This is a genomic window from Ruegeria sp. BF7, assembly GCF_056538605.1.
Window position 1 is genome coordinate 43,408 of sequence record NZ_JBQFTM010000001.1, and the last position, 23,349, is coordinate 66,756.

The 23,349-nt window shown below is 62.4% G+C and carries 21 protein-coding genes; 3 read left to right on the forward strand and 18 right to left on the reverse strand.

From position 1 onward, the window contains the following. The first annotated feature begins 41 nt into the window (after positions 1–41). Positions 42–515 carry a rhodanese-like domain-containing protein gene (locus tag ACR0IK_RS00210; protein ID WP_480639964.1) on the forward strand — a complete coding sequence of 158 codons (474 nt, stop codon included), beginning with the start codon at positions 42–44 and terminating at the stop codon, positions 513–515. Continuing rightward, positions 512–1,327: a CE1 family esterase gene (locus tag ACR0IK_RS00215; RefSeq protein WP_480639966.1), complete on the forward strand. Its 816-nt coding sequence runs from the start codon at positions 512–514 to the stop codon at positions 1,325–1,327. The genes ACR0IK_RS00210 and ACR0IK_RS00215 overlap by 4 nt, the downstream gene beginning before the upstream one ends. Positions 1,328–1,426: 99 nt before the next feature. Here the strand turns inward: ACR0IK_RS00215 and mdoH are convergent, their stop codons facing one another. From mdoH to cbiE, 13 genes are all read right to left on the reverse strand, one after another. Continuing rightward, on the reverse strand, positions 1,427–3,295 hold the full coding sequence (mdoH, locus tag ACR0IK_RS00220; protein WP_480639968.1) for a glucans biosynthesis glucosyltransferase MdoH: 1,869 nt from the start codon (positions 3,293–3,295) through the stop codon (positions 1,427–1,429). Beyond that, entirely contained in the window at positions 3,292–4,791 is a 1,500-nt protein-coding gene (locus tag ACR0IK_RS00225; RefSeq protein WP_480595377.1) for an OpgD/OpgG family glucan biosynthesis protein, read from the reverse strand. The genes mdoH and ACR0IK_RS00225 overlap by 4 nt, the downstream gene beginning before the upstream one ends. Beyond that, positions 4,788–6,005 (reverse strand): OpgC family protein, encoded by a 1,218-nt coding sequence (locus ACR0IK_RS00230; RefSeq protein WP_480639970.1) that lies wholly within the window; start codon positions 6,003–6,005, stop codon positions 4,788–4,790. The genes ACR0IK_RS00225 and ACR0IK_RS00230 overlap by 4 nt, the downstream gene beginning before the upstream one ends. A gap of 33 nt (positions 6,006–6,038) precedes the next feature. Beyond that, positions 6,039–7,409, reverse strand: a complete 1,371-nt coding sequence (locus tag ACR0IK_RS00235; protein ID WP_480639972.1) for a tetratricopeptide repeat protein — start codon at positions 7,407–7,409, stop codon at positions 6,039–6,041. A 180-nt stretch (positions 7,410–7,589) separates the two neighbouring features. Then, entirely contained in the window at positions 7,590–8,774 is a 1,185-nt protein-coding gene (locus ACR0IK_RS00240; RefSeq protein WP_480639974.1) for a CaiB/BaiF CoA transferase family protein, read from the reverse strand. Continuing rightward, entirely contained in the window at positions 8,761–10,380 is a 1,620-nt protein-coding gene (locus ACR0IK_RS00245; RefSeq protein WP_480639976.1) for a thiamine pyrophosphate-binding protein, read from the reverse strand. The genes ACR0IK_RS00240 and ACR0IK_RS00245 overlap by 14 nt, the downstream gene beginning before the upstream one ends. A gap of 79 nt (positions 10,381–10,459) precedes the next feature. Next, positions 10,460–10,918, reverse strand: a complete 459-nt coding sequence (locus tag ACR0IK_RS00250; RefSeq protein ID WP_480595372.1) for a DUF302 domain-containing protein — start codon at positions 10,916–10,918, stop codon at positions 10,460–10,462. A gap of 61 nt (positions 10,919–10,979) precedes the next feature. Continuing rightward, positions 10,980–11,726 (reverse strand): precorrin-6A synthase (deacetylating), encoded by a 747-nt coding sequence (gene cobF / locus ACR0IK_RS00255; protein ID WP_480639978.1) that lies wholly within the window; start codon positions 11,724–11,726, stop codon positions 10,980–10,982. Then, on the reverse strand, positions 11,719–12,447 hold the full coding sequence (gene cobA / locus ACR0IK_RS00260) for a uroporphyrinogen-III C-methyltransferase (protein ID WP_480639980.1): 729 nt from the start codon (positions 12,445–12,447) through the stop codon (positions 11,719–11,721). Before cobA ends, cobF begins: the two co-directional genes overlap by 8 nt. Then, a complete protein-coding gene (locus ACR0IK_RS00265) occupies positions 12,444–13,760 on the reverse strand; it encodes a cobyrinic acid a,c-diamide synthase CobB (RefSeq protein ID WP_480595369.1) in 1,317 nt (438 codons plus the stop codon). The genes cobA and ACR0IK_RS00265 overlap by 4 nt, the downstream gene beginning before the upstream one ends. Further along, a complete protein-coding gene (gene cobM / locus ACR0IK_RS00270) occupies positions 13,753–14,547 on the reverse strand; it encodes a precorrin-4 C(11)-methyltransferase (RefSeq protein WP_480595368.1) in 795 nt (264 codons plus the stop codon). The genes ACR0IK_RS00265 and cobM overlap by 8 nt, the downstream gene beginning before the upstream one ends. After that, positions 14,544–14,912: a cobalamin biosynthesis protein gene (locus ACR0IK_RS00275; RefSeq protein ID WP_480639983.1), complete on the reverse strand. Its 369-nt coding sequence runs from the start codon at positions 14,910–14,912 to the stop codon at positions 14,544–14,546. The genes cobM and ACR0IK_RS00275 overlap by 4 nt, the downstream gene beginning before the upstream one ends. Continuing rightward, positions 14,909–16,108, reverse strand: a complete 1,200-nt coding sequence (gene cbiE, locus ACR0IK_RS00280; protein ID WP_480639985.1) for a precorrin-6y C5,15-methyltransferase (decarboxylating) subunit CbiE — start codon at positions 16,106–16,108, stop codon at positions 14,909–14,911. Before cbiE ends, ACR0IK_RS00275 begins: the two co-directional genes overlap by 4 nt. On the opposite strand from cbiE, the gene ACR0IK_RS00285 reads away from it, so the two are divergent. Next, entirely contained in the window at positions 16,107–16,856 is a 750-nt protein-coding gene (locus ACR0IK_RS00285; RefSeq protein ID WP_480639987.1) for a cobalt-precorrin-6A reductase, read from the forward strand. The two genes, cbiE and ACR0IK_RS00285, sit on opposite strands and share 2 nt — an antisense overlap. On the opposite strand, the gene cobJ is transcribed toward ACR0IK_RS00285, so the two are convergent. Genes cobJ through cobN form a run of 5 tightly spaced genes read right to left on the reverse strand, consistent with a single transcriptional unit; the run spans position 16,829 to position 23,349 of the window. Continuing rightward, a complete protein-coding gene (gene cobJ / locus ACR0IK_RS00290) occupies positions 16,829–17,581 on the reverse strand; it encodes a precorrin-3B C(17)-methyltransferase (protein ID WP_480639988.1) in 753 nt (250 codons plus the stop codon). The genes ACR0IK_RS00285 and cobJ overlap by 28 nt on opposite strands. After that, complete coding sequence (locus ACR0IK_RS00295; RefSeq protein WP_480639989.1) at positions 17,578–18,306, reverse strand: precorrin-2 C(20)-methyltransferase; 729 nt, start codon at positions 18,304–18,306, stop codon at positions 17,578–17,580. The genes cobJ and ACR0IK_RS00295 overlap by 4 nt, the downstream gene beginning before the upstream one ends. Then, positions 18,303–18,932, reverse strand: coding sequence for a precorrin-8X methylmutase (locus ACR0IK_RS00300; protein ID WP_480595362.1), 630 nt, complete (start codon positions 18,930–18,932; stop codon positions 18,303–18,305). The genes ACR0IK_RS00295 and ACR0IK_RS00300 overlap by 4 nt, the downstream gene beginning before the upstream one ends. Then, positions 18,932–20,059, reverse strand: coding sequence for a precorrin-3B synthase (gene cobG, locus ACR0IK_RS00305; protein WP_480639991.1), 1,128 nt, complete (start codon positions 20,057–20,059; stop codon positions 18,932–18,934). The genes ACR0IK_RS00300 and cobG overlap by 1 nt, the downstream gene beginning before the upstream one ends. Further along, positions 20,056–23,349: a cobaltochelatase subunit CobN gene (gene cobN / locus ACR0IK_RS00310; protein WP_480639992.1), complete on the reverse strand. Its 3,294-nt coding sequence runs from the start codon at positions 23,347–23,349 to the stop codon at positions 20,056–20,058. Before cobN ends, cobG begins: the two co-directional genes overlap by 4 nt.

Genomic DNA, 23,349 nt, shown 5'->3' on the forward strand with positions numbered 1-23,349 from the left:
GACTGTGATAGAACCGGCCTGTCCGCGCAGGAGGTTGCTGTATGGCTGAAATGGTGAACCGGACCCGAAGATGGGTGTTGCTTGGCGGGGGTGCGGCCTTTGCCGCCGGTTTCGCCATCCGGCAATACCGCCTGATCCCCCCGGATTACGCGGGTGATAAACTGAGTGTTGCAGACGCACATGAGCAGGCGTTGTCGGGCGAAGTTCTGTTGGTGGATATCCGAACCCCGCGCGAGTGGAAGGCCACGGGCGTTGCTGAAGGCGCGTACCAGCTGGATATGCGCCGGGATGATTTTGAGCAGGCGCTGGCGCAGCTTGTCGGTGGAGACCGCAATACTCGGGTTGCGCTGATTTGCGCCCGCGGGGTGCGGTCGGCCCGTCTGAGCAACCGGTTGATTGAGGTCGGGTTCACAAATGTCATAGATGTGCCCGAGGGCATGTTGGGGTCGGCCGCAGGGCCGGGATGGGTGCGCTCCGGGTTGCCTGTGCAGCGTAATACGGGAGAGACAGGATGATCCGGGAAATGACGCTGGCAACCGGGCTGGCGCTGGCGGGCCAGACGGGTTTTGCTGCTTGTGCCGATCAGGAAGGCATGTGCGAAACCGCAACAGGTGGCTATCACATCGAACTGCCCGAGGCGGAAAACCCGCCGCTGGTGGTGTTTCTGCACGGCTATGGCGGTACCGCCACGGGAACGCTGAAGAATCGCAGCATGGTCGAGCCTCTGCTGGCGCGGGGGTATGCGGTGATGGCCCCGGAAGGGTCCCAGCGGAATGGCCGCCAAAGCTGGAACTTCTTTCCCGGATGGGAAGGGCGCGAAGAAACGGCTTTTTTGACCGAGGCTGTTCAGGATGCCTCGGACCGGTTCGGGGTGGATGCTGACCGGGTGGTGTTGGGTGGTTTCTCGGCGGGTGCCTTCATGGTCTATTACCTTGCCTGCGCCGCGCCGGAAACGTTTTCGGCCTATGTGCCCGTCTCGGGCGGTTTCTGGCGCCCACAACCCGTAGCCTGCGACGGCCCGGTGCGCTTGTTTCACACTCACGGTTGGACCGATAATGTGGTGCCGCTGGAGGGGCGGCTGTTGGGGGGCGGCCGGTTCCACCAGGGCGACATCTTTGCCGGTCTGGAAATCTGGCGCGTTGCCAACGAATGCGCTGACACCAAACCCAGCGGGTTTTCCACCACCGGCCAATTCATGCGCCGCTATTGGACTGGATGCGCCGAGGGCAGCGCGCTGGAATTTGCGCTGTTCCCCGGCGGCCACGGGGTGCCCAAGGGCTGGGCGGACATGATGGTCGATTGGTACGAAGGTCTGCCGGGTGGTTGATCCAGGCGCTTTGCGTTCAGTTGGAAACGAAACGCCCTGACTCTCCTGTTGGACGAACGCGCATTTCCTTGCTGGTGCTCACATGAAACGCAAAGCACTTTACTCGGCAGGGGTCATGACGCCTTTGCCTTCGATCAGACGCTTCAGTTCGTCCCGGTGACGCCGGGCCGAGCGGGTAATCGCAGGTTCCCGGAAATCCTCTCTCATCCCGACCATACGCCGCGCAGCCCCGGCCGAGACACCACTGAGCGCGGACAGAGGGATTGCCAGCGCAAGGCTGATCGCGATCGGCGCCAGCCAGACCGAGACGAGACCGGACAGGATACCGACGCTCAGCGCGACGCCGCTGATGGTTTCCAATGTGTGGCACAGGATCAGGGTGCGCAGGCTGTAGGTGCCGCCGTCGCGCGCCTGCGGCGACCAGCCCTTTTGAATGCCAAGCGCCGTGCGGAACACCGCAATCATCTGCTGCACCATCAGGATCGGGGCATAGAGGATCGACAGGATCACCTCGGCCAGGAAGGATGTCACGAACTTGGACCTGCCGCCGAACTCGGCATAGCGCACACCGCTTAGGGGCAGCGCCAGAACGCCCAGCACCTTGGGGGCCAGCAGCATCGCGTACATCACCAGAATGATCAGCACGTGGCGGGTTTCCGACATCTCGGGCCACTGCGGGAACATCGGGTTGTCAGGGCTGAAATAGTGCAGGACCGAGGCATCCTCGCCCTGGCCGATCAGTGCCCACATTACCAGCAGCGCGAACCATAGCGGCGACATCAGGTAACCGACCGCACCGTGGAACATGTGAAAGCGCGAGACGGCACGAAAACCTGTCGAGCCCAGCAGTTTCAGGTGTTGCAGGTTGCCCTGGCACCAACGGCGATCACGCAGGGCGTGGTCGATCAGTGTAGGCGGGGTTTCCTCATAAGAACCGCGAATGCGCGGCAGGAAGCGCACGCCCCAACCGGCGCGGCGCAGCAGACCGGCCTCGACAAAATCGTGGCTCATGATCAGCTTTTCCTGACCTTTGTAGGCCCGCAGCTTTGGCAGGCCCGCACTTGTCGCAAAGGCCCGCGTGCGGATGATGGCGTTGTGGCCCCAGTAGTTGCCTTCCTGTCCGCACCAGCGGGCCAGACCTTCGGCAAAGGCGATGCCGTAAACACCATTGGCGAACTGTTGCATCCGGGCAAAGACCGACTGTGCGCCGATCAGCTGTGGATAGCTCTGGATCAGGCCCGCACCCGGGTCACGCGCCAGCGAGTCCGTCAGCCGCAGGATGGCGCGCCCGGTCATCAGGCTGTCGGCATCCAGCACTAACATCGCATCCCAATCGGCACCCCAGCGGCTGACCCAATCGGCGATGTTGCCGACCTTGCGGTCGGTGTTTTCTTCACGACGCCGGTAGTAGAGCTCCAGACCGGGGGCGAGGGTGGTGCGCAGCGCTTCGACACTGTCCTGCTCCTGCGCCGCGATCTCGGGATCGCGGGTGTCGGACAGGATGAACATCGCGTAATGGTGCTGCCCCCCCCGCGCGCGCAGATCCTCCAGCATCGTGCGGGCGTTGCCAAGCACGTTCCACGGCACTTCGTTGTAGACGGGCGTCAGAAGCGCCACACGCAGCGGCTGCGGTCGGGTCTCGCGTTTCGGCGGTTCCTGTCGCGACAGGGACACCATGCCCAGCAGCACTGTGCAGACCGTAAAGGAAATCCAAAAAAAGTTGAACGAGATCAGCGCCAGCAAGACGCCTTCGATCAGATTGATCCCTTCAGCCCCGAACCAATCGCTCATGACCCACAGTAGGCCCAGCGTGGCCGCCATCGCCGGAGAAAACGCCAACGCGCGCCAGAACCCGGCCGAGGGCCGCTGGCCCTCGGGTACCTGCGCATCCCGGAAGTCCGCGCTGAAATCCTGCGCGGGCATGGCCAAAGGCGCCTCCGGGGGCATGATGTGCAAATCCTGGGTCATGCGGTCCAGCGATAAAGCCAGACCTCAGAGGCCGGCTGTTTGTCTTTCAGCAACTGCGCGCGCAGTTCCACGTGGTTGCGGTCGCCCGGCTGAAACGAAAACGCCAGCCGCAGGCCACCGGTATCGGGGTTGCGTTGCAGCACGCCCTCGGAGGTTGCGGCATGGGGCGAGTCGACAAAGATCGTCATCGCCTCGGGATCGTCGAACAGCTCGCTTTCCTCAAAGTCGATGACGGCCAGACGCCCTTCGCCAAAGGTGTTTTCACCCATCGCAGTATTGATTACGCGCGGCATCGGCGTGCGCTGCGGTTCTTCGCCCCAGACCAGTCGATAGGAAAGATCGACCTGAGTGCCTGCTGCATAGGGTTCCATCGGGCGCCAATAGGCTACGATGTTGTCATATATTTCCTGATCGGCCGGAATTTCGACCAACGTGACAGCACCTTTGCCCCAATCGCCATTGGGTTCAACCCAAAGGCCGGGTCGTTTGTGGTAATTCGCCTCAAGATCTGCATAGTCCGAAAACTCACGCTTGCGCTGCAACAAGCCAAACCCGCGCGGGTTCATGTCGACAAAGGACGAAAACTGCAGGCGCGTGGGGTTGGCCAGCGGGCGCCACAGCACCTCACCGGCTCCGTTGCGGATCAGCAGGCCGTCGCTGTCATGGACAGCAGGGCGGAAATCGTCGAACCGGCTGTGGTTGGTCTGATCGAACAGGAACATCGACGTTCCGGGTGCGATGCCGACATGGGTCAGCTCTTCGCGTGGGAACAGAGTGGCCTCGATATCCATCACGCAATCCGCACCAGCGGTGACGTTGAACCGATAGGCACCGGTCACGCTGGGGCTGTCCATTAGCGCATGGACGACCATGCCGCGCTGACCGGGCTTGGGGCGCTCCAGCCAGAAGCGGATGAATTCGGGGAATTCCTCGCCATCCGGGTCACCGGTTTTCAACGCCAGACCGCGGGCCGACAGGCCATAGACCTCGTGCAGTCCAATCGCGCGGAAATAGCTGGCACCCTGCCAGACGCAGAACTCGTCGGTCTTGCCGGGGCGGTGCATTTCAGTGCGCAGGCGCAGGCCGGAAAAACCCAGCGTCTCGTCGATCGGCAGTTCCGGCACGTCCTCGGACTTGTCGAACATGCTCAGATCAAAGGCGACAGGCGCGGCCATCCCGTTTTCGACCGTCATCACCTTCACCGTGCGCGGGAAATACAGGCCGGGGGTGAAGAAATCGACGTTGAAGGGTGTTTCGGTCTCAAACCAAAGCGCACGGTCCAGACGGAACCGGATCGAGCGGTATTGCTGGTATGTCAGGTTCTGCCATTCCTGCGGCACCATCTCGCGTTCGGCGTAAGGCTGGCTGGCCAGTTCCCGGGCCATGGCGATTACGTCGTTGCGATCGAACGGAGTCTCACCTCCTGTGGCAAAGGTGGCCGGCGCAAACGCAAGCGCCGAAGTCGAGGCCAGAAATGCGCGACGCGTAAAATTCATGTCTTTGTTTTCCAAGGTTGAGACTTGAACCAAGCGGCGATGTAAGCCACACCGATGATCAAAGCAAAGCCTATTGTGTTAGCGACGAACACACTGGCAACATCCCGCCCACTCAGGTCCAGTCCGACGCCGATAAGTCGTGCTGCTGCCATGGAAAATACGAACACTGCCAGCGATTGTTGCCCGACCTTGGTGATCACGGTCAGCAGGAATTGCCATACTTTGGCAGCGGCTCCGTGCCCGGTGGCGATCAGGCGGTGGCCGTGCTCGCCTGCGATGACCCAGCCCAGATAGGCCAGCGACAGGAAGTGCAGGTACCGGAACAGGCCAAAGTCTGTCTTGTCGCGTAACTCCTTGGTGACCGGCCAGACCTTACGGATTTCGTCAGCCAGATCGGGGGCTGCAGCATTGATCCAGCTAAACACTTTCCACGAGCCAAATGGCATCGAGAAGATCAGAAAGAGCGCCGCCGCCCAGATCAGGGTCTTGGACACCGGCGGTGCGGGAATCCAGCCGCGCATGAAGGCAAAGCCGGTGAAGAACAACAACTGCCAACCGAAGGGGTTGAAGAACCACTGACGGTCCGACCACGGCTCGGCCGGCAGGTCTAAAACGTCGGTCTGGGCAACCAGCCACAGCGTGACCGAGGCCAAGGCAACCGCCCAGAACCCGATCCGAGACAGGCCCATGACCAGCGGCATCATCGCCAGAACCACCAGATACATCGGCAGGATGTCGAAATAGTTCGGCACATAGGTCAGGGTGAACATCCCGACGATCTGCGGCGACGGGTCGTTGAAGAAATGCTGCAGGTTCAGCGACGAGATATAATTTTTCTCGAACAGCCCGCTCTGATCCAGTGCCGCCATGGTCATGGCGACAAAGAAGAACAGCGCGATATGCGCCCAGTAAACCTGCCAGATGCGGAAGGCGACGCGGGCGGTGCCCATCCACCAGCCTTTGCGCAGGAACGCCCCGCCGAAAGCAATGGCCGAAGCCATGCCCGAACAGAACACGAAAATTTCAGTCGCGTCCGAGAACCCAAACCGGGCTGGAATCCAGTTGGCCCATGGGTCATTGGGGATATGTGCGATCAGGATGATGAACATCGCTATGCCGCGATAGAAATCCAGCCGCGGGTCGCGCGTGCGCGCAGGGGCAGCCGTCGAGGCCACCACAGGCGCAAAATCAGAAGCGGGCGAAGCTGTCGCCATACGTATTCTGTCCTTCTTGGTTTTTTTGTTTTGTTATTCAGCCGGGACGCTTTGTGCGTCTCCGTTGTCGCGCGCCGCGTCAATCAATGCGCGGCGCGCCAGTGCATAATTATCCTCGCCTCCGGCGCGTTTGGCGCGGCGATCGTCCAGAATGTGCTCGACAGCATCCAGACGGCCCGCGCGCAGGCCAGAATCAATTGTGATGCGCTCGAATACATCACGTTGGGCGTGACTTCCACCTGCCAGTTGCATACCATTTCGGGCACTCGATAAAAAGTCGAATGCCGCACCGTAGAGACCATCGCCGAAGGCTTCGAGCCCCTTAGCGGCTGCAATGCCCGGATCGGACATGCGGATCGGAGTATCCCCCTGATTGCGCTGCGCGTCCTTCTGGATGCGTTGCAACATCTTGTTGGTCGCGTCGGTACGTTTGTCGCCGGTCAGCGCCAGAAGATAGTGCAAATCGGCAAAGATCAGGCAGCCATCTTCGGTCCGGGCAGCGCTCAGGTCGGCCAGCTCTTCCCAGCGGTTGCCGACATCGATACCCTCTAGTTCCATCCGCGACAGCAACGATGTTGCGTTGGAAATATCGCGGTAATCGTCGGTTTTGTCCTGACGGATATAGTTGTCATACAACTCCATCACCTGATCAACCTGACCCAGATCCAGATGCATCAGCGCCTTGTGCCACCAGACGTGATAGCGGAAGTTGTTGCAGTGGGTCCAGGCGTCCTCGCGCCCGGCAAGCCAATCCAGACCCAACTGCGCGTTACCGGTCATTTCATGCACATGGGCCACCGCGTGCAGGCCCCAGGCGTCGTCGGATACCATCCACAGCGCCTGACGTCCCGCGATCTCGGCCTTTTCATAAGCGCCCGTTTCTTCCAGCGCGAAGGAATGACAGCCCAGCAGATATCCACGTCCGGCATGGTCAGGTTCATAGGCGGGCATTACCCGTTCAATCGAACGGCGCATTCCGGCCGAATCGCCCAGAACAAACCGCGTTGCGTGGCTGAGCTTCATCGCCAGCGTATCCTGAGGATCGGCGCGCAGAATCTCTTCGAACTTCTTTACGGCCTGAGAGGGCAGGTCGGCCAGATACAGACCCAGCGCCTCGATATACAACCGCTCGCGCGTGGAGACCGGCTGTCGTTCCACCGCCGCATTCGCAGCTGCCAGAGCCTCAACCGCGACCGCCGTCATCTCACGCCGACCCAGCAAAACCATGAACAGACCTTTGATCGCGTGACCCAAGGCAAAGTCGGGCTCAAGTTCAAGCACTTTGCCCAGATGTAGCGGCGTGCTGGCCGAATGCGCCATGAAACCAAGCAGAACACCATTCCACGCCTCGACGCTTGCGGGCTGGCTCAGGGTGTTCATCTGTCCGAAAACATCTTGTTTCATGCGTGTGATCCGATCCAATTGTAAATTTCTACATATTCGATGTAGCAGAGACTTCGGCGGCGTCGTATCAGTATCGCTGCTGCTCTCGAATTGGTGAAATGCCGTGTGTGGAAAACGTGAAAAAAACCGCCGATTCAACGGCATGTTTCAGCAACATGCCGCCGAAATGGGCGCTGTGTTTCAATCTTCGAATGGATTTTTGGCGTTCAGTACGGCCTGAGTGTCAGCCCCAAACACGGGCGGAGCACTGCGATATGTTACGGGCGTTCGGGACAGTTTCAGCGGGTTCCCAATCAATTTCACCTCGCCCGGGGCGGCCTGCATGGCGATCTGCATCTCCCGCGCAGCGACCTGTTTTGTGGCGAATACCTGATCCAGCGTCTGCACCGGGCCAACGGGCACTTTACGCGTTTCAAGCTCGGCAATGACCGTGGCGGTGTCGTGGCTTTGCACCGCCGGGCGCAGCACCGAATTCAGGGCGTCACGGTTTTCCAGCCGCGCTGGATTGGTGGCAAAGCGCGGGTCTTCCGCCAGTTCCGGGTGGTCGATGAACTCGCAAAAGCGACGGAACTGGCCATCGTTCCCGACCGCCAGAATGACGTGACCATCCGCGGTTTCATAGACGTCGTATGGCACGATATTGGGATGCCCATTGCCGCGCCGTTGTGGCACATCACCCGAAGTCAGATAGTTCACGCCCTCATTGATCAGCCAGGAAACCTGTGTATCGACCAGTGCTAAGTCTACCTGCTGGCCTTCACCGGTCTGATCGCGGTGGCGCAGCGCAGCCAGAATACCGACAGTTGCGTACATTCCGCACATCACGTCGGAGATGCCCACGCCCACCTTCATCGGCGCGCCTTCGGGGTCACCGGTCAGCGACATGATCCCGCCATAGCCTTGCGCCATCAGGTCGTAGCCGGGTTTGGATGCGTTCGGCCCGGTCTGGCCGTAGCCCGAGATCGAACAATAGACGAGGCTGGGAAACTCTTCCGACAGGCACGCGTAGTCCAGCCCGTATTTTGCAAGCCCGCCGGGTTTGAAATTCTCGATCAGGATATCCGCGTGCGAGGCCAGCCGTTTGATCTGTGCCTGACCCTCAGCTGTGGTGATGTCGATCGCAACGGACTTTTTGTTGCGGTTGGTCGACATGAAATAGGCGCTCAGGTCCGAGCGGTTGCCGTCTGCATCCTCAACGTACGGAGGACCCCATTGCCGCGTGTCGTCACCACCTGTTGCCGGGTTTTCGATCTTGATGACGCTGGCGCCCAGATCGCCCAGCAGTTGCGTGCAGGTCGGCCCGGCCAGAATGCGGGATAGGTCCAGTACTTTAACGCCCTTCAGCGGTCCCTCAGATACGGCCATCATACCCTCCACGGTCAATCTCGGCGGCGATCACGGTGAAGTCGTCGGCCTTGACGGCCGCGTTTAACGCTGCGCGCAGTTCTTCCCGATTGCTGACGGTATGGCCGTTGCCACCAAAGGCCCGGCCCATGGCGGCAAAATCGTGGCGGTCGAAATCGACGCCCATGTTGCCCATCTGCCGCTGCCGCTGTTTCAATTCGATCAGCGCAAGGCTGGCATCGACAAAGACCAGAAAGATCGGGTTGCCGCCCATTTCGGCGGCGGTCGACAGCTCTCCGGCAACCATCAGGAATCCGGCGTCGCCCGAGAAGCTGATCACCGGACGGTCCGGTTCGGCCAGTTTCAGGCCAATGGCCATCGGCACGGCGCAGCCCATGGTGCACAGAGCCGAGGACTGGATCAGCCCGCGTTCTTCGTGGCAGTCCCACATCTGGCTCAGCAGAATGCGATGCGCTCCACTGTCAGCGGTCGCCAGCGTCTCGGCAGGCAGGGCGGCGCGGGCTTCGGCGATCACCGCCGCTGGGCCCCAATCGTCATCAGTTGGGAAGGCCTGCGCCAGCGCGGCCTTGACCAGCGCGGGCTCACCACCCGGCCATGTCGCGCGGGCAGGGTTGCCCTTGGCGATGGCCTCCAGCGTGGCACCGGTATGGGCCACCAGATTCAGTCCCGCCTGATGCATATAGTGATCATTGACCACGGCAGAGATGTCGATGACCCGCTTTTCCTCGGGGTCCCAGATTTCGCGCCAGCCGGGGCGCATTTCGATGGGGTCATAGCCAAGACACAGCACCAGATCGGACTGTTCAACCAGCGGCACCAGTTGTTTGTCGGCCAGCGGTGACAGGCCCGCGCCGCCGAGGCAGAGAGGATGGTCCTCGGGGATCACACCCTTGGCCTTGTAGGTAGTCACGAAGGGAATACTGAAATGCTCCAGAAACGCCTGTACCACGTTGCGTGAGGCGTCATAGAGCACGTCCAGGCCGACGATGGCGATGGGCCGCTCAGCGTCGGCGACCCAGCGGCGGGCCTTTTCGACGCAATTCCCCTCGGGCGCGACGGCGGCGGGTTTGGTGAGGCGACGGCGCTTCACCCCGGATACGCGCGTATCCGCGACCGAGATCGGCACGTCGATATGAACCGGGCCGGGGCGTGGTTGGTTAGCCAATGACACGGCCTTGTCAGCCACGATGTCCGCGCCTTGCGCGGTCAGGGTGAATGTCCCCTTGGTGATAGAACGGTAGACCTGCGCATGATCCATGACCTGATGCGTATAGGTCAGCGCCTCATCCGCATCGACACAGCCGGTCAGAACGATCATCGGCACCCGGTCCTGCAGCGCGTTGGCTACCACGTTAATCCCGTTCATCGCGCCGGGGCCGAGGGTGGCCACCAGAATCGCAGGCGCGCCGTCGCGGTGATGCACGGCCTCAGCCATGAACCCGGCGGCGTTTTCATGCTTGGCCAGGTGAAAAGTGATCCCCGCCTGCTCCAGCGCATCCACCAGCGTCAGAACTTCTCCACCGGGCATACCAAAGGCGTGGCGGCACCCGGCCTCGAAAAGACGTTGGGCCAATAGGTCCGCTGCGCGGGGGGATAGGTCCTGCATCAGGAAAGCTCCGAAAAACGTGTTTCACAGGAGATTGCGGAGGACGCGCCCGGACGCAAGCAGGTTCACGTCAGTGTGACTATTTGACTGCGGCTCCCGCCACTGCCTGAAACTTTGTATCCAGCTCGGCGGCAATGTCGCTCAGGGGCTCGCCCCCCTCGTAGACATAGGGCGCAAACACAAAGCTGGGCGTTTTGTAGGATAGGGTGGCGGTACCATCCTCGTTTTCGGTGACGTAGAACCGGATTGGGGCCTCGATCATCGCCTGGACCGAGGTCTCCAGAACACGTACAGCGTAGTCGTTGTTGAAGGCCCCGATCACCAGATTGCCGGGAATGACGATGCCGCGCGCGGCCGCGGCTTTGGTCGGTCCGGCCTGAGTGACCACGATCAGCCCGTTTTCTTTCACTGCAGCCTTTGTGTCGGCTACGAGTTCCTCATAACTCTTGTCAGTCGGGTAAACCGCCCAGCCGGATAGGGGTTCTTCGGCCCAGGCAGGCATGACCAGACAGCAAAGCGAAGCCCAAAGAGCGCGCATTCGTGATACCTCCAGCACCATGATTGGCTCTATTGATGACAGAGAACACGGGGCGGTGCACTCACAATCCCGTGCGTTCTTGCAGCAGATAGATATCCATGATCCAGCCATGGTCAGCCCGTGCGCGAGCGCGGGTTTCCAGAATTTGTTGCGCCACGTCGGCTAAAGGCCCCTTGATAAGCAGTTCCTCTTTCATACCCACATAGGCGCCCCACCAGATGTCATAGTCCTGCATCTCAAGGCTTTGGAACGAGCATTCGCCGTCCAGCATAACCGCTACTTTCGTGGCATTTGCAGGCCAACCTTCGTCCCGGATGCGCCGGCCCGTGGTAACAACATACGGCGCACCAAGGTCGTTGATGGGAATCGCATGGGCGGCCGTCAACGCCTGCAGCGCCGTAATGCCCGGTATCACTCGCGTCTCCGGCTGTGGGTCCAGCCGTGAAGCGATCCGCAGCGAACTGTCATAGAGCGACGGGTCGCCCCAGATCAGCAAGGCCACGTGTTGCGCCTCTGGGTGTGCTGAGATCGCCTCATGCCAGCGCAGGGCAATCGCGTCATGCCATTCGTCCACGCCGCGCAGGTAGCCGTCGTCCGAGCGACGTTTGGGGATGTCGAAATAAGCGATCTGAGGTGGCGTGTCAGTCACGGCTGCGATGATATCTTCGCGCAACCCGGCCAGATCGGCCTTGTTATCACCCTTGCGAGGGATCAGGATCAGATCTGCATCGCGGATGGCCTGCGCGCCCTGAAACGTCACGTGACCCGGGTTGCCGGTGCCGATGCCAATCAGGGTCAGGTCATACATCGTCAAACTCTGCCAGCGGCCCATAAAGGATCAGCGCCGGGGCGGTGCCGATCTCGTTTGTAAGTTGTTCCGACAACGCGCCGATGGTCGCCCGCTGCAATTTCTGGTCTGGTGTCGAGACCGACTCGGCCATCAAGGCAGGTGTGTCCAGCGGCAGTCCGTGATCGTGGAGTGTTTTGACCAGCAAGGGAAAGGTCCGCTTGCCCATGAACACCACGGTTGTCGCATCCGGATCGGCCAGCGCGGGCAGGTTCAGGTCTTCGGGCAGTTGGCCGCTGACGTCATGGCCGGTGACGAATTGCACCCGACGGGCGGTCAGACGCCGCGTCAGCGGAATACCGGCTGCCGCCGCAGCAGCCACGGCCGAGGGAATGCCGGGGATGATCTCGTATTCAATTCCGGCTTCCCGCAGGGCGACCAGTTCTTCCTCGAGCCGTCCGAACAACCCGCCATCGCCTGATTTCAACCGCACCACGCGGGCACCGGTCTTGGCATAATCCACCAGCAGGCGACTGACATGATCCTGCTTTGGCGAGGGCCGCCCGGCGCGTTTGCCAACACCAACCAAATCAGCGTCCTCGTGCGCATGGCTCAGAATCGGACCGCTGCTCAGGTCGTCAAACAGCACCGCGTTGGCCTTCTGCATCCGGTCGACCGCTTTCAGCGTCAGAAGTTCCGGGTCGCCGGGGCCGGATCCGATAAAGGAAACGAAGCCGTTCATGCCGTGGCCTCCGCAATCAGGTGAAAGAATGTGCCGGTGACGTTGCCGCGGACCGAACCGGTCTGCGGACCCTCGGCCCCCTCAGCATCAAAGACCCGTGCCAGCGGCGCATCCGGTTGCTGGACAATCGACGAGTAATGGAACTCATGCCCACGCAGAGCCGCTCCGGACGTAAAGCCGGGCATCGGTGCCAAAAGTTCCGCCTTGCGATAACCAAGGTTGAACTTGCGCTTCTCATACGAGGTCACCAGTCCCAGCAGACCGGCCATCTGGTGTTGAACACCTTCCTTGTCGATCAGTGCCTGACCCAGCGCCATGTACCCGCCGCATTCCCCGTGGACGGGCTTGGTTTCGGCGTGCTTGCGCAGCCCGGTCAGGAAGGTCTCCGCCGCGGCCAGCGTCCCGGCGTGCAATTCGGGGTATCCACCGGGCAGCCAGACCAGATCAGCATCCTGTGCAGGGGCCTCATTCGCCAACGGCGAAAACGGCAGAATCTCGGCCCCTGCCGCGCGCCAGCCTTCCAGCAAATGCGGATAGGTAAAGGAAAACGCGGAATCCCGGGCCAGCGCGATCCGTTGCGCCGGAGGACGCGGCAGCGCGGCTGACGATGGCTCCATTGGGCCTGAGGAAGCCGCCGCCTTGATCGCCTCCAGATCCACATGTTCGCGCAGAAACGCTGCATAACCGGCAATCGCACTTTCCAGATCGGGATGCTCGACCGCCTGGATCAGGCCCAGATGCCGTTCGGGCAGGGTCAGGTCTCCGCGACGGGGCAATACGCCCAGAACCGGCAGACCTGCACGCTCCATTCCCAAGCGCGTCAGCCGCTCGTGCCGAGGGCTGGCGCAGCGGTTCAGGATCACGCCCGCAAACGGCAGATCCGGGTTATACATCCGAAACCCCAGCGCGGTGGCGGCTGCCGATTGCGCCTGACCACCAACATCCAGCACCAGTACTACAGGCCATCCCATCTGCAGCGCAGTTTCGGCGCTGGACCCGTGGCCCAGCTCTCCGGGCTTGGCGACGCCGTCGAACAGACCCATCGAGCCTTCGGCGACCACGATATCAGCCCCTTCGGCCTGCGCCGAAATGGCGCCTAGCAGCGGGTCCCCCATCGCCCAACTGTCGAGGTTGAACGAGGCCCGCCCCGCTGCCGCGTGGTGGAAGGCCGGGTCAATATAATCAGGTCCGCTCTTGAACGGCTGAACGGCCAGCCCGTCTTCGGCTAACGCACGCAGCAGGCCCAGCATGACGGTGGTTTTGCCTGTGCCCGAAGACGGCGCGGAAATCAGAAGACCCGGAGGGTTAGTCATCACCGTGGCTCCAGCTCGACCACGGGCTGTCAGCGCTTTGCGGACGATAGCGGCGATCGTAATCCTTTGAATACAAGCAGCTTTCGTCGAAACCTTCACCGGCCAGCGCGGGGCCAACCATGATCAGGGCGGTGCGCGAAATGCTTTCGTCCAGCGAACCTTTCAAAGTGGCCAGAGTAGCACGGATGATCCGCTCATCCGGCCAGCTGGCGCGGTACACGACAGCGACCGGGCAATCCGCGCCATAGGCCGGGGTCAGGTCGGCGATCACCTTGTCCAGATTGCCGATCGACAGGTGAATGGCCAGCGTCGCCCCGGTACGGGCGAAGTTTTCCAGCGTCTCGCCCTCGGGCATTGAAGACGCTCGTCCGGGCGTCCGGGTCAGAACCACCGATTGCGCCAGCCCGGGCAGGGTCAACTCGGTTCCCAGCGAGGCCGCGGCAGCCGCGAATGACGGCACGCCCGGCGTTACGCTGACCGGGATGCCCATCTCTTTGAGGCGGCGGATTTGTTCTCCCATTGCCGACCAAACCGACAGGTCGCCGGAATGCAGTCGCGCCACATCCTGTCCGGCTTTATGGGCCGCCTCGATCTCGGCCATGATCTGATCCAGGTCCATCGGCGCGGTGTTGATTATCTTTGCCCCCTCGGGGCAGTGGTCCAGGATTTCCTCGGGCACCAGCGATCCGGCATAAAGGCACACTGGGCACGAGGCGATGATATCGCGCCCACGCAGTGTCAGCAGGTCGGCAGCGCCCGGTCCCGCGCCGATGAAATGAACGGTCATGTTTGTCCTCCGATGGCGACGGCGCAGGTGGCAAGCCGGTCGTCCGAAATGTGTCTGGGTGAGGTTAGCCGCGCACCGGGGCCGGCGGCAGCAAGGGCGGATGCTTCGGCCACGCTGCCAGTGCCATAGCTGGCGCGGCTGCGGTTCGAGCAGGTGAAGGTGCGCTGTCCGGCCAGATCGGCGGGCGCGATGAAATACAGCGGCAGGCCTGTGGATGCCGCGAATTCCGTCAGCGCGGCGTGACTTTCTTTGTCGATGACTGTGGCGAGTGCTTCGACCTGCCAATCGACGCTGGCCCGGTCGAAGGCTGCGCGCAGGCTGTCCAAAGTGGCCGCCGAAGAAAACCCCAAACCCGCTACAATCATAGGGTGACGCTCCACTGCACCACCGGGTAAGCGGATTTCCAGCCGCGCCGGGGGCCAAGGGCCGAGGCCTGCGCCATCTCGACCCGCAACAGTTCACCGCCCAGTTTCTCGTGCCATTGCGCCAGCAACGCCTCGCTTTCCAGTGTCACCGCATTGGCGACCAGCCGGGTACCCGCGGGGAGGGCATCATGTATCCACTGCAACAATTCGGCGCTCAACCCGCCGCCGATGAAGACGACATCGGGCAGGGTAAGCTTGATCAAGGCATCCGGTGCGGTACCGTGCACCACATTCAGGCGATCCTGTCCCAGTGCATCGGCATTGCGCCGGATACGTTCTGCGCGATCTGCGCGGGGTTCGATCGTGGTGGCTGTCAGAGTCGGGTCGCACATCAGCCATTCAATGCTGATCGAACCGGTGCCGCCGCCGATATCCCACAGATGCTCGTCCCGCTGCGGTGCCAGTGCCGACAGCGTCAGCGCGCGGACCGGGCGTTTGGTGATCTGGCCATCTGTTTCGAAAATCTCATCGGGTTTGCCCGAGGCCTTCGGGAAAGCGCGCCCTGCGCCCGCGACCTCTAGCCCGACGCAGACAGGGTGGTCAAAGCTACCGAGCAGAGCCTCGGTCAGCGACACGGTCCGCGCGCGTTCGCGGGGACCGCCGAGAGCCTCCATCACGTGCAGGGCGCTGTCTGCAAATCCGGTCTCGGTCAGATAGGTTGCCAGCTCCGCAACTGCGGCGCCGTTGCGTAGCAACAGGATGGCGCGCAGGCCGGAGGACAGATGCGGCCGAAGCCGGGTCAGCGGGGCCGCGTGCAGGCCAAAGGTCAGCGTGCTTTCCAACGGCCAGCCCAGTCGTGCAGCTGCCAGAGAAAAGGTTGATTGGCCGGGTAGAGCTGCCCATTCCCCGGCCTCGAAATTACGCGCGATGACCGAGCCTGCGCCGAACCAGAACGGATCTCCAGAGGCCAGAACAACGGTTGGCCGCCCCCGGAATTTGGTCAGGATCGGCAGACCATCTGCGAACGGTACAGGCCATTCGATCCGTTGCGCCGAGGTTTCGGGAACCAGCGACAGATGGCGTGGCGGGCCCATGATGATTTCGGCGCGTTCCAGCACTTGACGACTTGCGGGCGGCAGGCCATCCAGTCCATCTTCGCCCAAGCCCAGAACGGTCAGCCACGGAGTTTCATGCATGACACATCTCCTGATTCTTGGTGGCACGACCGAGGCCAACACACTTGCCAAGTCTGTGGCTGAACAGGGGCTTCCGGCCACCTATTCCTACGCTGGGCGCGTTGAAAAACCGCGCCCGCAACCTTTGCCGGTGCGTGTAGGCGGATTTGGCGGCTCCGACGGTCTGGCAAGCTATCTGCGGAACAACACGGTCACCCATGTGATCGACGCCACGCATCCCTTTGCCGCACAGATGAGCGCCAACGCTGTCGCGGCGTGTCATGAGACCGGAGTGCCTCTGGCCGCGCTGACCCGCCCGGCATGGGAAGCGCAGGAAGGCGACCGGTGGCACCACGTCGCGGATATCAACGACGCGGTCGCAGCGCTGTCCGGCAAGCCGCAGCACATTTTTCTGGCCGTCGGTCGGATGCATCTTGAGGATTTCGCCGCCCAGCCCCACCACCACTATCTGCTGCGGTTGGTTGATGAACCGGACGAGCGGCCTCTGCCGAACTGCAACGTAGTTGTCGCGCGCGGGCCGTTCACAGTTGAGGATGATCGGGCGCTGATGCAGCAGCATGGCATAGAGTTGGTAGTGTCCAAGAACGCGGGCGGCACCGGCGCGCGTGCCAAACTGGACGCCGCGCGGGCGCTGGGCGTGCCGGTGCTGATGATCGATCGTCCGGCCTTGCCGCTGCGGACCGAATTGTCGAATGTCGCTCAGGTTCTGGACTGGCTGGTTCATTCCGGTGTGAACCTCGGGGTATAGACGATCGGGGGGCCGTTCCGTTCTATCACACGCGTCAGCGAGGAGCCGACAATGACCACCGTCTGCATGTCGGCCATATCCGGCGTCGCCTCGGCAAGGGTCGAAACCCGGATGGTTTCGTCGGTGCGGGATACGGCGCGGGCGAACAGGATAAGACGCTCGGGCTCGCATTCCTCGCGTAGAATTTCGAGCGTCTTCACAAAGCCTTCGGGGCGGGATTTCGAGCGCGGATTGTAGAACGCCATCGCAAAATCCCCTTGCGCGGCAAGGCGCAGGCGCTTCTCGATCAGGGACCACGGTTTCAGGTTGTCGCTAAGGTTAATAGTGCAGAAATCATGCCCTAACGGCGCGCCAGCACGGGCGGAGGCCGCCAGCATCGCGGTGATCCCGGGCAGAACGTCGATGGGGATGTCGCGCCATTCGGCGGGACCGTTCTCCAACGCTTCGAACACCGCGGCCGCCATCGCAAACACGCCGGGATCGCCCGAGGAGACGACGACCACGCGTTTTCCCTCGGCAGCCATCTGCAGCGCGTGCTGCGAGCGGTCAATCTCGACCCGATTGTCGCTGGCGTGCAGCGTCAGGCCGGGCCGCTCGGCCACGCGTGCGACGTAGGGGATATAGCCAACGATATCTGTGGACTCGGCCAGCGCGGCTGACACTTCGGGTGTCACCAAATCTTCGTTACCCGGCCCAAGGCCCGCGATCTTGACCCATCCGCTCATGGCCGCCGCCCCTGACCATGCACGATGATGATCGAGAAATAGGGGGTGACCTTGTCACAGGCCTCAGACAGTTTCGTCACCGTCTGGTTCGGCATCTGGGCAAATTCCACGATCCACGCGCGATCATATAGACCAGCCGTCTTCAGCGCTCGTGTCACTTTGTCGATATTGCGCCCGATCTTCATCACGACCAGAGCGTCTGTCTGCGCCATGCGCTGCGCCAGATCTTCCTCGGGCAGGGTGCCGACCAGTATGGTCAGTACGTCGTCGCCCCAGGTGATCGGGTCGCCGGTCGCTGTCCATGCGCCGGACATGCCGGTGATAGCAGGCACGACTTCGACATCAGCCTCGTCTCGCAAGCGGCTGTAAAGATGCATGAAAGAGCCGTAGAAGAACGGATCACCCTCGCAAAGAACCACGACTTCCTCACCCTGATCTGACAGGGATTTCAGATGCGCGGCGCAGTTTTTGTAAAAGGCCGAAAGCAGTTCGTTATAGCGTGGGTCGGTCACGGGGATTTCCGTGGTGACCGGGTATTCCATCGGGAATTCTACCGCACCTTCGGGAATCATGCCGTTGACGATCTTGCGCGCCTGACCGCTGCGGCCCGGTTTGCGAAAAAAGGCGACGTGGCGGGCATTGCGCAGCAGGCGGTCGGCCCGGACACTCATCAAATCCGGGTCACCGGGGCCAAGGCCCACACCGTATATCTTACCCGCGCTCATTCGGCGCGGCTCGCGATGGCGTTGACGGCGGCCACGGTGATGGCGCTGCCGCCCAGTCGGCCTTTGACGATGCAGGACGGCACGGGTTGCGCTTCCCACAAGGCGTCTTTGGACTCAACCGCGCCGACAAAGCCCACAGGGCAGCCGATGATGGCGGCGGGGCGTGGGCATTCGGGGTCTTCCAGCATGTTCAGCAAATGGAAAAGTGCGGTGGGCGCGTTACCAATGGCGACCAGAGCACCCTCCAGATGCGGGCGCCACAACTCCAGAGCGGCGGCGGAGCGGGTGTTGCTCATCTCGGCGGCCAATGGGCGTACACGCTCGTCATGCAGCGTGCAGATCACCTCGTTATCGGCGGGCAGGCGAAAGCGGGTCACCCCTTCGCTGACCATGCGCGCGTCACACAGTATAGGCGCGCCGTTTTCCAATGCGATGCGAGCGGTCGAGACAAAACCCGGCGAGAAATGTACGAACTCTTCCAGCCCGACCATCCCGGCGGCGTGGATCATGCGAACGGCGACCTGCTCTTCGTCGGCGTCGAAACGGGCCAAGTCGGCCTCGGACCGGATGGTGGCGAAGCTTTCCTTATAGATCGCCGCGCCGTTGGTTTCGTATTCATATGGCATCAGGTGAAGTCCATGGTCTTGAGTGTTTCGGGGCTCAGCCCGCGCTGGCTGGGCTCATCCCCCGCGCGGCCCTGTTTGACAAGATCAAATCGTCCATTGTCACCGACTAAAGTGATATCTGCGGTTCCCATCCGAGCGCAGCCCTTGGCGCAGCCCGAGACGTGCAGGCTGCCCGAGACGCGCGGAGCGAGCGCGCGAGCAATGTCGCGTGTTTCCGCTTGCGCCTGCGGGCAGAACGGCGCGCCGGGGCAGGCGTCGGTGGTCATCAGCGGGTCGGTACCATCGGTGACAAAGGCGGAAGCGGGTATCGCCGCCCCGCCTTCAAGCAGGATCAGCCGCCACGGGGTGACCCGCAGAGCCGACGCGCCGGTGTCTTCGATCAGGTCGAACAGACGCCGTGCTGGCAGTTGCCCGAAGGCCGCACCATAAAGTGCACCGAGTTCGCAGGCACCGGGTCGCAATGGCGCGCCGATGGCAGCTGGTGCGCTACCCTGCCAGTCCTGCGGCAAGCCCAGCGCCGCAACCACCCGCGCCATGCGGCGTGTTTCGGGCGTGAAACTCTTAGCGAACCAATCGGCCAGAGCGATCAACTGGTCGATGGCTTCAGATTCCGCCACGCGGTACCCGGTTTCACAGCCGTCGGCGCGCAGGATCAGGCCCTCGGCACCGGTTTCAATTCGGATATCCGCCGAATCCCCAGCCAGCAGACGCTCGGGGCCAGTGTCGATGGCAAAGCCGAATTTCGCGGGCAGGGCAGGCAGTTCCGCCAGCCGGTTGATCAGTTCTTGGGTCAGTCGCGCGGTCAGATCACTTATGTCATACAAGGGTGACACGAGGATATTGCGACGTACTTCGATGCCAGGTTCGGAATCCAGCAGGTCCAGCGCTGCAAGCTCCGCAAGCAGCGGCTGATGGTCGGGCTCTTTCACCCCTCGCAGCTGCAGATTGGCGCGGTTGGTCAGGTCAATGGTGCCATTGCCGAACCGTTCCGCCAGTTCGCATAGCCCAAGCGCCTGCGCGGCGCTCAACCGGGCCAGCCGGGGTCGTACCCGTACAACCAGCCCGTCACCGGACATCATCGGGCGATGGGCGCCGGGACACCAGCCTTGGACGATTGGCGCGCTCATTCCAGGCCCTCCAGGTTGGCCCGGATAGAATTCCGGCGCGTGTTCCAAAGCCCTGCCTCCAGCAGCGCAAGGAACCTGTCTTTCATGGCCTGATGTGCCTGCGGGTTGGCCTCTTGCAGGAAGGCATCGACCTCGGCATTGCCCAGCGTGGAATCGTGGTAGAGTTCGAACAGATGCGGCGCGACTGTGTTGGACAGATGCGCGAACGATGCCATGTGATCCAGCGTTGCCGCGATCTCGGCCGCGCCCCGGAACCCGTGACGTTGCATTCCCGAAATCCAGCCGGGATTGGCGGCACGGGCGTGGACGACGCGGCTGATTTCTTCGGGCAGGGTCCGCGCGCGTGGGTTTTCCGGGTTGGTATTGTCCAGATGGTAGAGCTGCGCAGTGCCGCCGGTGATTTTCTTGGCGGCGGCAAACCCGGCCTCATGCGTGGCATAGTCATTGGCCAATAGCAGGTCGGTTTCCGTCAGGTCCTGCAGGTGCACGAAACTGTCGGCGCTGGCGACACGTTTTGTAATGCCGTCTTTGTCCGGCGCTATATGCTCACCTTCCAGCGCGAAGGAACTGGCCTCCAGCCACGCTTCGCCCGCCTGTATTCGGGCCTCATCCGTATAGGTCTCGGACAGGTGCGTCATGTTCAGGCCATAGCTGCCGGGGGCCGGGCCATAGACGCGAGCGGCGGGTTCCTGACCGGTATAGGGGTTCCAGTCCGACGCTTCATCGCGTTCTGACAGCGCCCTTACCGCCTGACCGAACAGTGCCGAGAGCGTCGGGAACACATCGCGGAACAAACCCGAGACGCGCAAGGTCACGTCTAGACGCGGGCGGCTCAGGTCGGTGATCGGCAGCACCTCGATGCCCGAGACCCGCTCGGACCCCTTGTCCCAGACCGGTTTCACGCCCAGCAGGTGCAGCGCCATGGCGAATTCCTCACCCGCCGTGCGCATGGTGGCCGAGCCCCATAGATCGACGATCAGGCCCTTGGGGTAATCGCCTTCCTCCTGCAGGTGTCGCCGGACCAGTTCTTCGGCCAGTTTCACGCCTTGGGCATAGGCGGCGCGGGTCGGCACCGAGCGCGGGTCGGTGGTATAGAGGTTCCGCCCGGTGGGCAGCACGTCCGACCGCCCCCGATAGGGAGAGCCCGACGGCCCGGCCTCGATCCGTTTGCCGGCCAGCGCGTCAATCAGAGCGTTGCGCTCTGCGTGGGCCGAGGGCGCGGGGTCGAAATTGCCGGTCACCTCGGGCACACGGCCAAAGATGTGCAGACCGTCACCGAACTGGCTTTCCTTGATATCGCAGACAAAGCGGTCGATGCGGGTGATTGCCTCGGCGGTGCAGGTGGCCTGATCGAGGCCAAGGTCGCTTTCCAGTCCGATAGCTTGCGCCTCGTCGCGGATGTCTTCCTGCAGCCGGTCGCGGCGCTTGGGGTCCAGACCGTCGGCGTTCGAAAACTCATCCAGCAGCGATTCCAGTCGCACCATCCGGTCCGGCGTGCCGCTTTCCTTCATCGGAGGCGGGATGTGACCCAGTGTGACCGCGCCGATCCGGCGCTTGGCCTGCGCGGCCTCGCCGGGGTCGTTGACAATGAAGGGGTAAATCACCGGCAGATCGCGGATCAGCGCCTCGGGCCAGCAATCGGCGGACAAGGCGACCGATTTGCCCGGAAGCCATTCCAGTGTCCCATGCGCACCGATATGGATCAGAGCATCCGCACCCAATCCTTTGCGGAGCCAGAGATAGAAGGCCACATAGCCGTGGCGTGGAGTGCGTGAGAGGTCATGATAGTCGTCATCGCGCAACTCGGGCGTGCCGCGCTCCGGTTGCAGCGCGACCAGCGCCTTGCCGCGCTGCAGAGCGGTAAAGTGGAACGCACCATTGGCGAAGGCCGGGTCGCCCTCAGGGGCGGCCCACACTGTTTGCAGGTCCGCACGCAGTTGTTCCGGCAGGTCGGTCAACGCGGCGCGATAGTCTTCCAGTGACCAAGAAATGCGGGCGTCCAGCAGGGTTTGGGCAATCGGTTCCGCGGGCGCGGTGTCATAACCTTCGCCCTGAAGATCAGACAGCATTGCTTCGGCTGAAGCCAGCGCGTCGAGGCCAACCGCATGGGCCATCTGCCAGTTCTTGCCGGGGTAGGTGGACAGCACCAGTGCGGGAACCTGATCCGCTTTGGGCTTGTCGTGCAGGTTCAACCAGCCGGTGACGCGGTCGACAATGGCTTCGATCCGCTCAGGCTCGGCACGATGGGCGAAACGGGAATATTCCAGATGCGGATCGCGCTTGCCGGGTTCCTTGAACGAGGCAATGCCGGCCGAAATCCGGCCGTCCACCTCGGGCAGTACCACATGCATGGCAAGGTCGGCAGGCGACAGGCCCCGTTCCGCTTCGGCCCACGCTTTGCGGCGCGAGGTGGCGAGGGCGACCTGAAACACCGGCACGTTTGCCGCGTCCAAGGGCGAAGTGCCCGATGCGCCTTTGCCCGAGAAAGAGGTGGCGTTGATGATCGCTGAGGGCTCCGATACAACGACCTGTTCACGCAGCCATTCAGCGGCGGTTGGCGCTTTCAACGAAGGAGCGAACAGGCCAATCGCATCCAGTCCCCGGTCCCGTAGGCTGCGGATCAGGGCGGCGACCGGAGCAGTGTCGGCCGATGTCAGATAGGCGCGGTAGAAGGTGACGAGGATACGTCTCGCATTGCTTGTGAACGCTATATCCACCGGGATCACGCCGCGGTCCGGGCACCAGACGCCGCAGTCGGGTAAGGTCTTTGCGCCCATCACCGGGCCGGCATAAAGACCCGCTGCCAGCGCCATTTGCGCCAGCGCAGCCTGTGCTGCAACCTCGCCGCCAGTGTCACACAGATGCGCCAAGCGGCGCAGGGTCGAGACCGGTAGGGTGGAGTAATCATCCAGTCGCGTGTCCTCACGCCCATCCGCAGGCAGAACGGCCAGCGCGATGCCTTTGGCCTGCGCCAGCGCCAGAACCTGCTGCAAGCCGTAAGACCAATAAGGAACACCGCCGATCAGGCGGATCAGGATGCCCTTTGCACCCTCCAGAGTTTGTTCAACATATGTGTCGACAGACAGAGGGTGTTTCAGCGCCGTCAGGTTGGCCAGCCGCATCGTCGGCATCCGCCCCTCGGGACCGCCACCACGATGCCAGCCCGCCGCGAAAGCACCAAGGTCGCTGTCGGAAAAGGACAGCACAACCAGATCCGCCGGGCTTTGGCCCAGATCGGTCGGGGGCTCGGTTTCTTCTAACCCGTGGCTTTCGCGGAAGACGACGTGCAT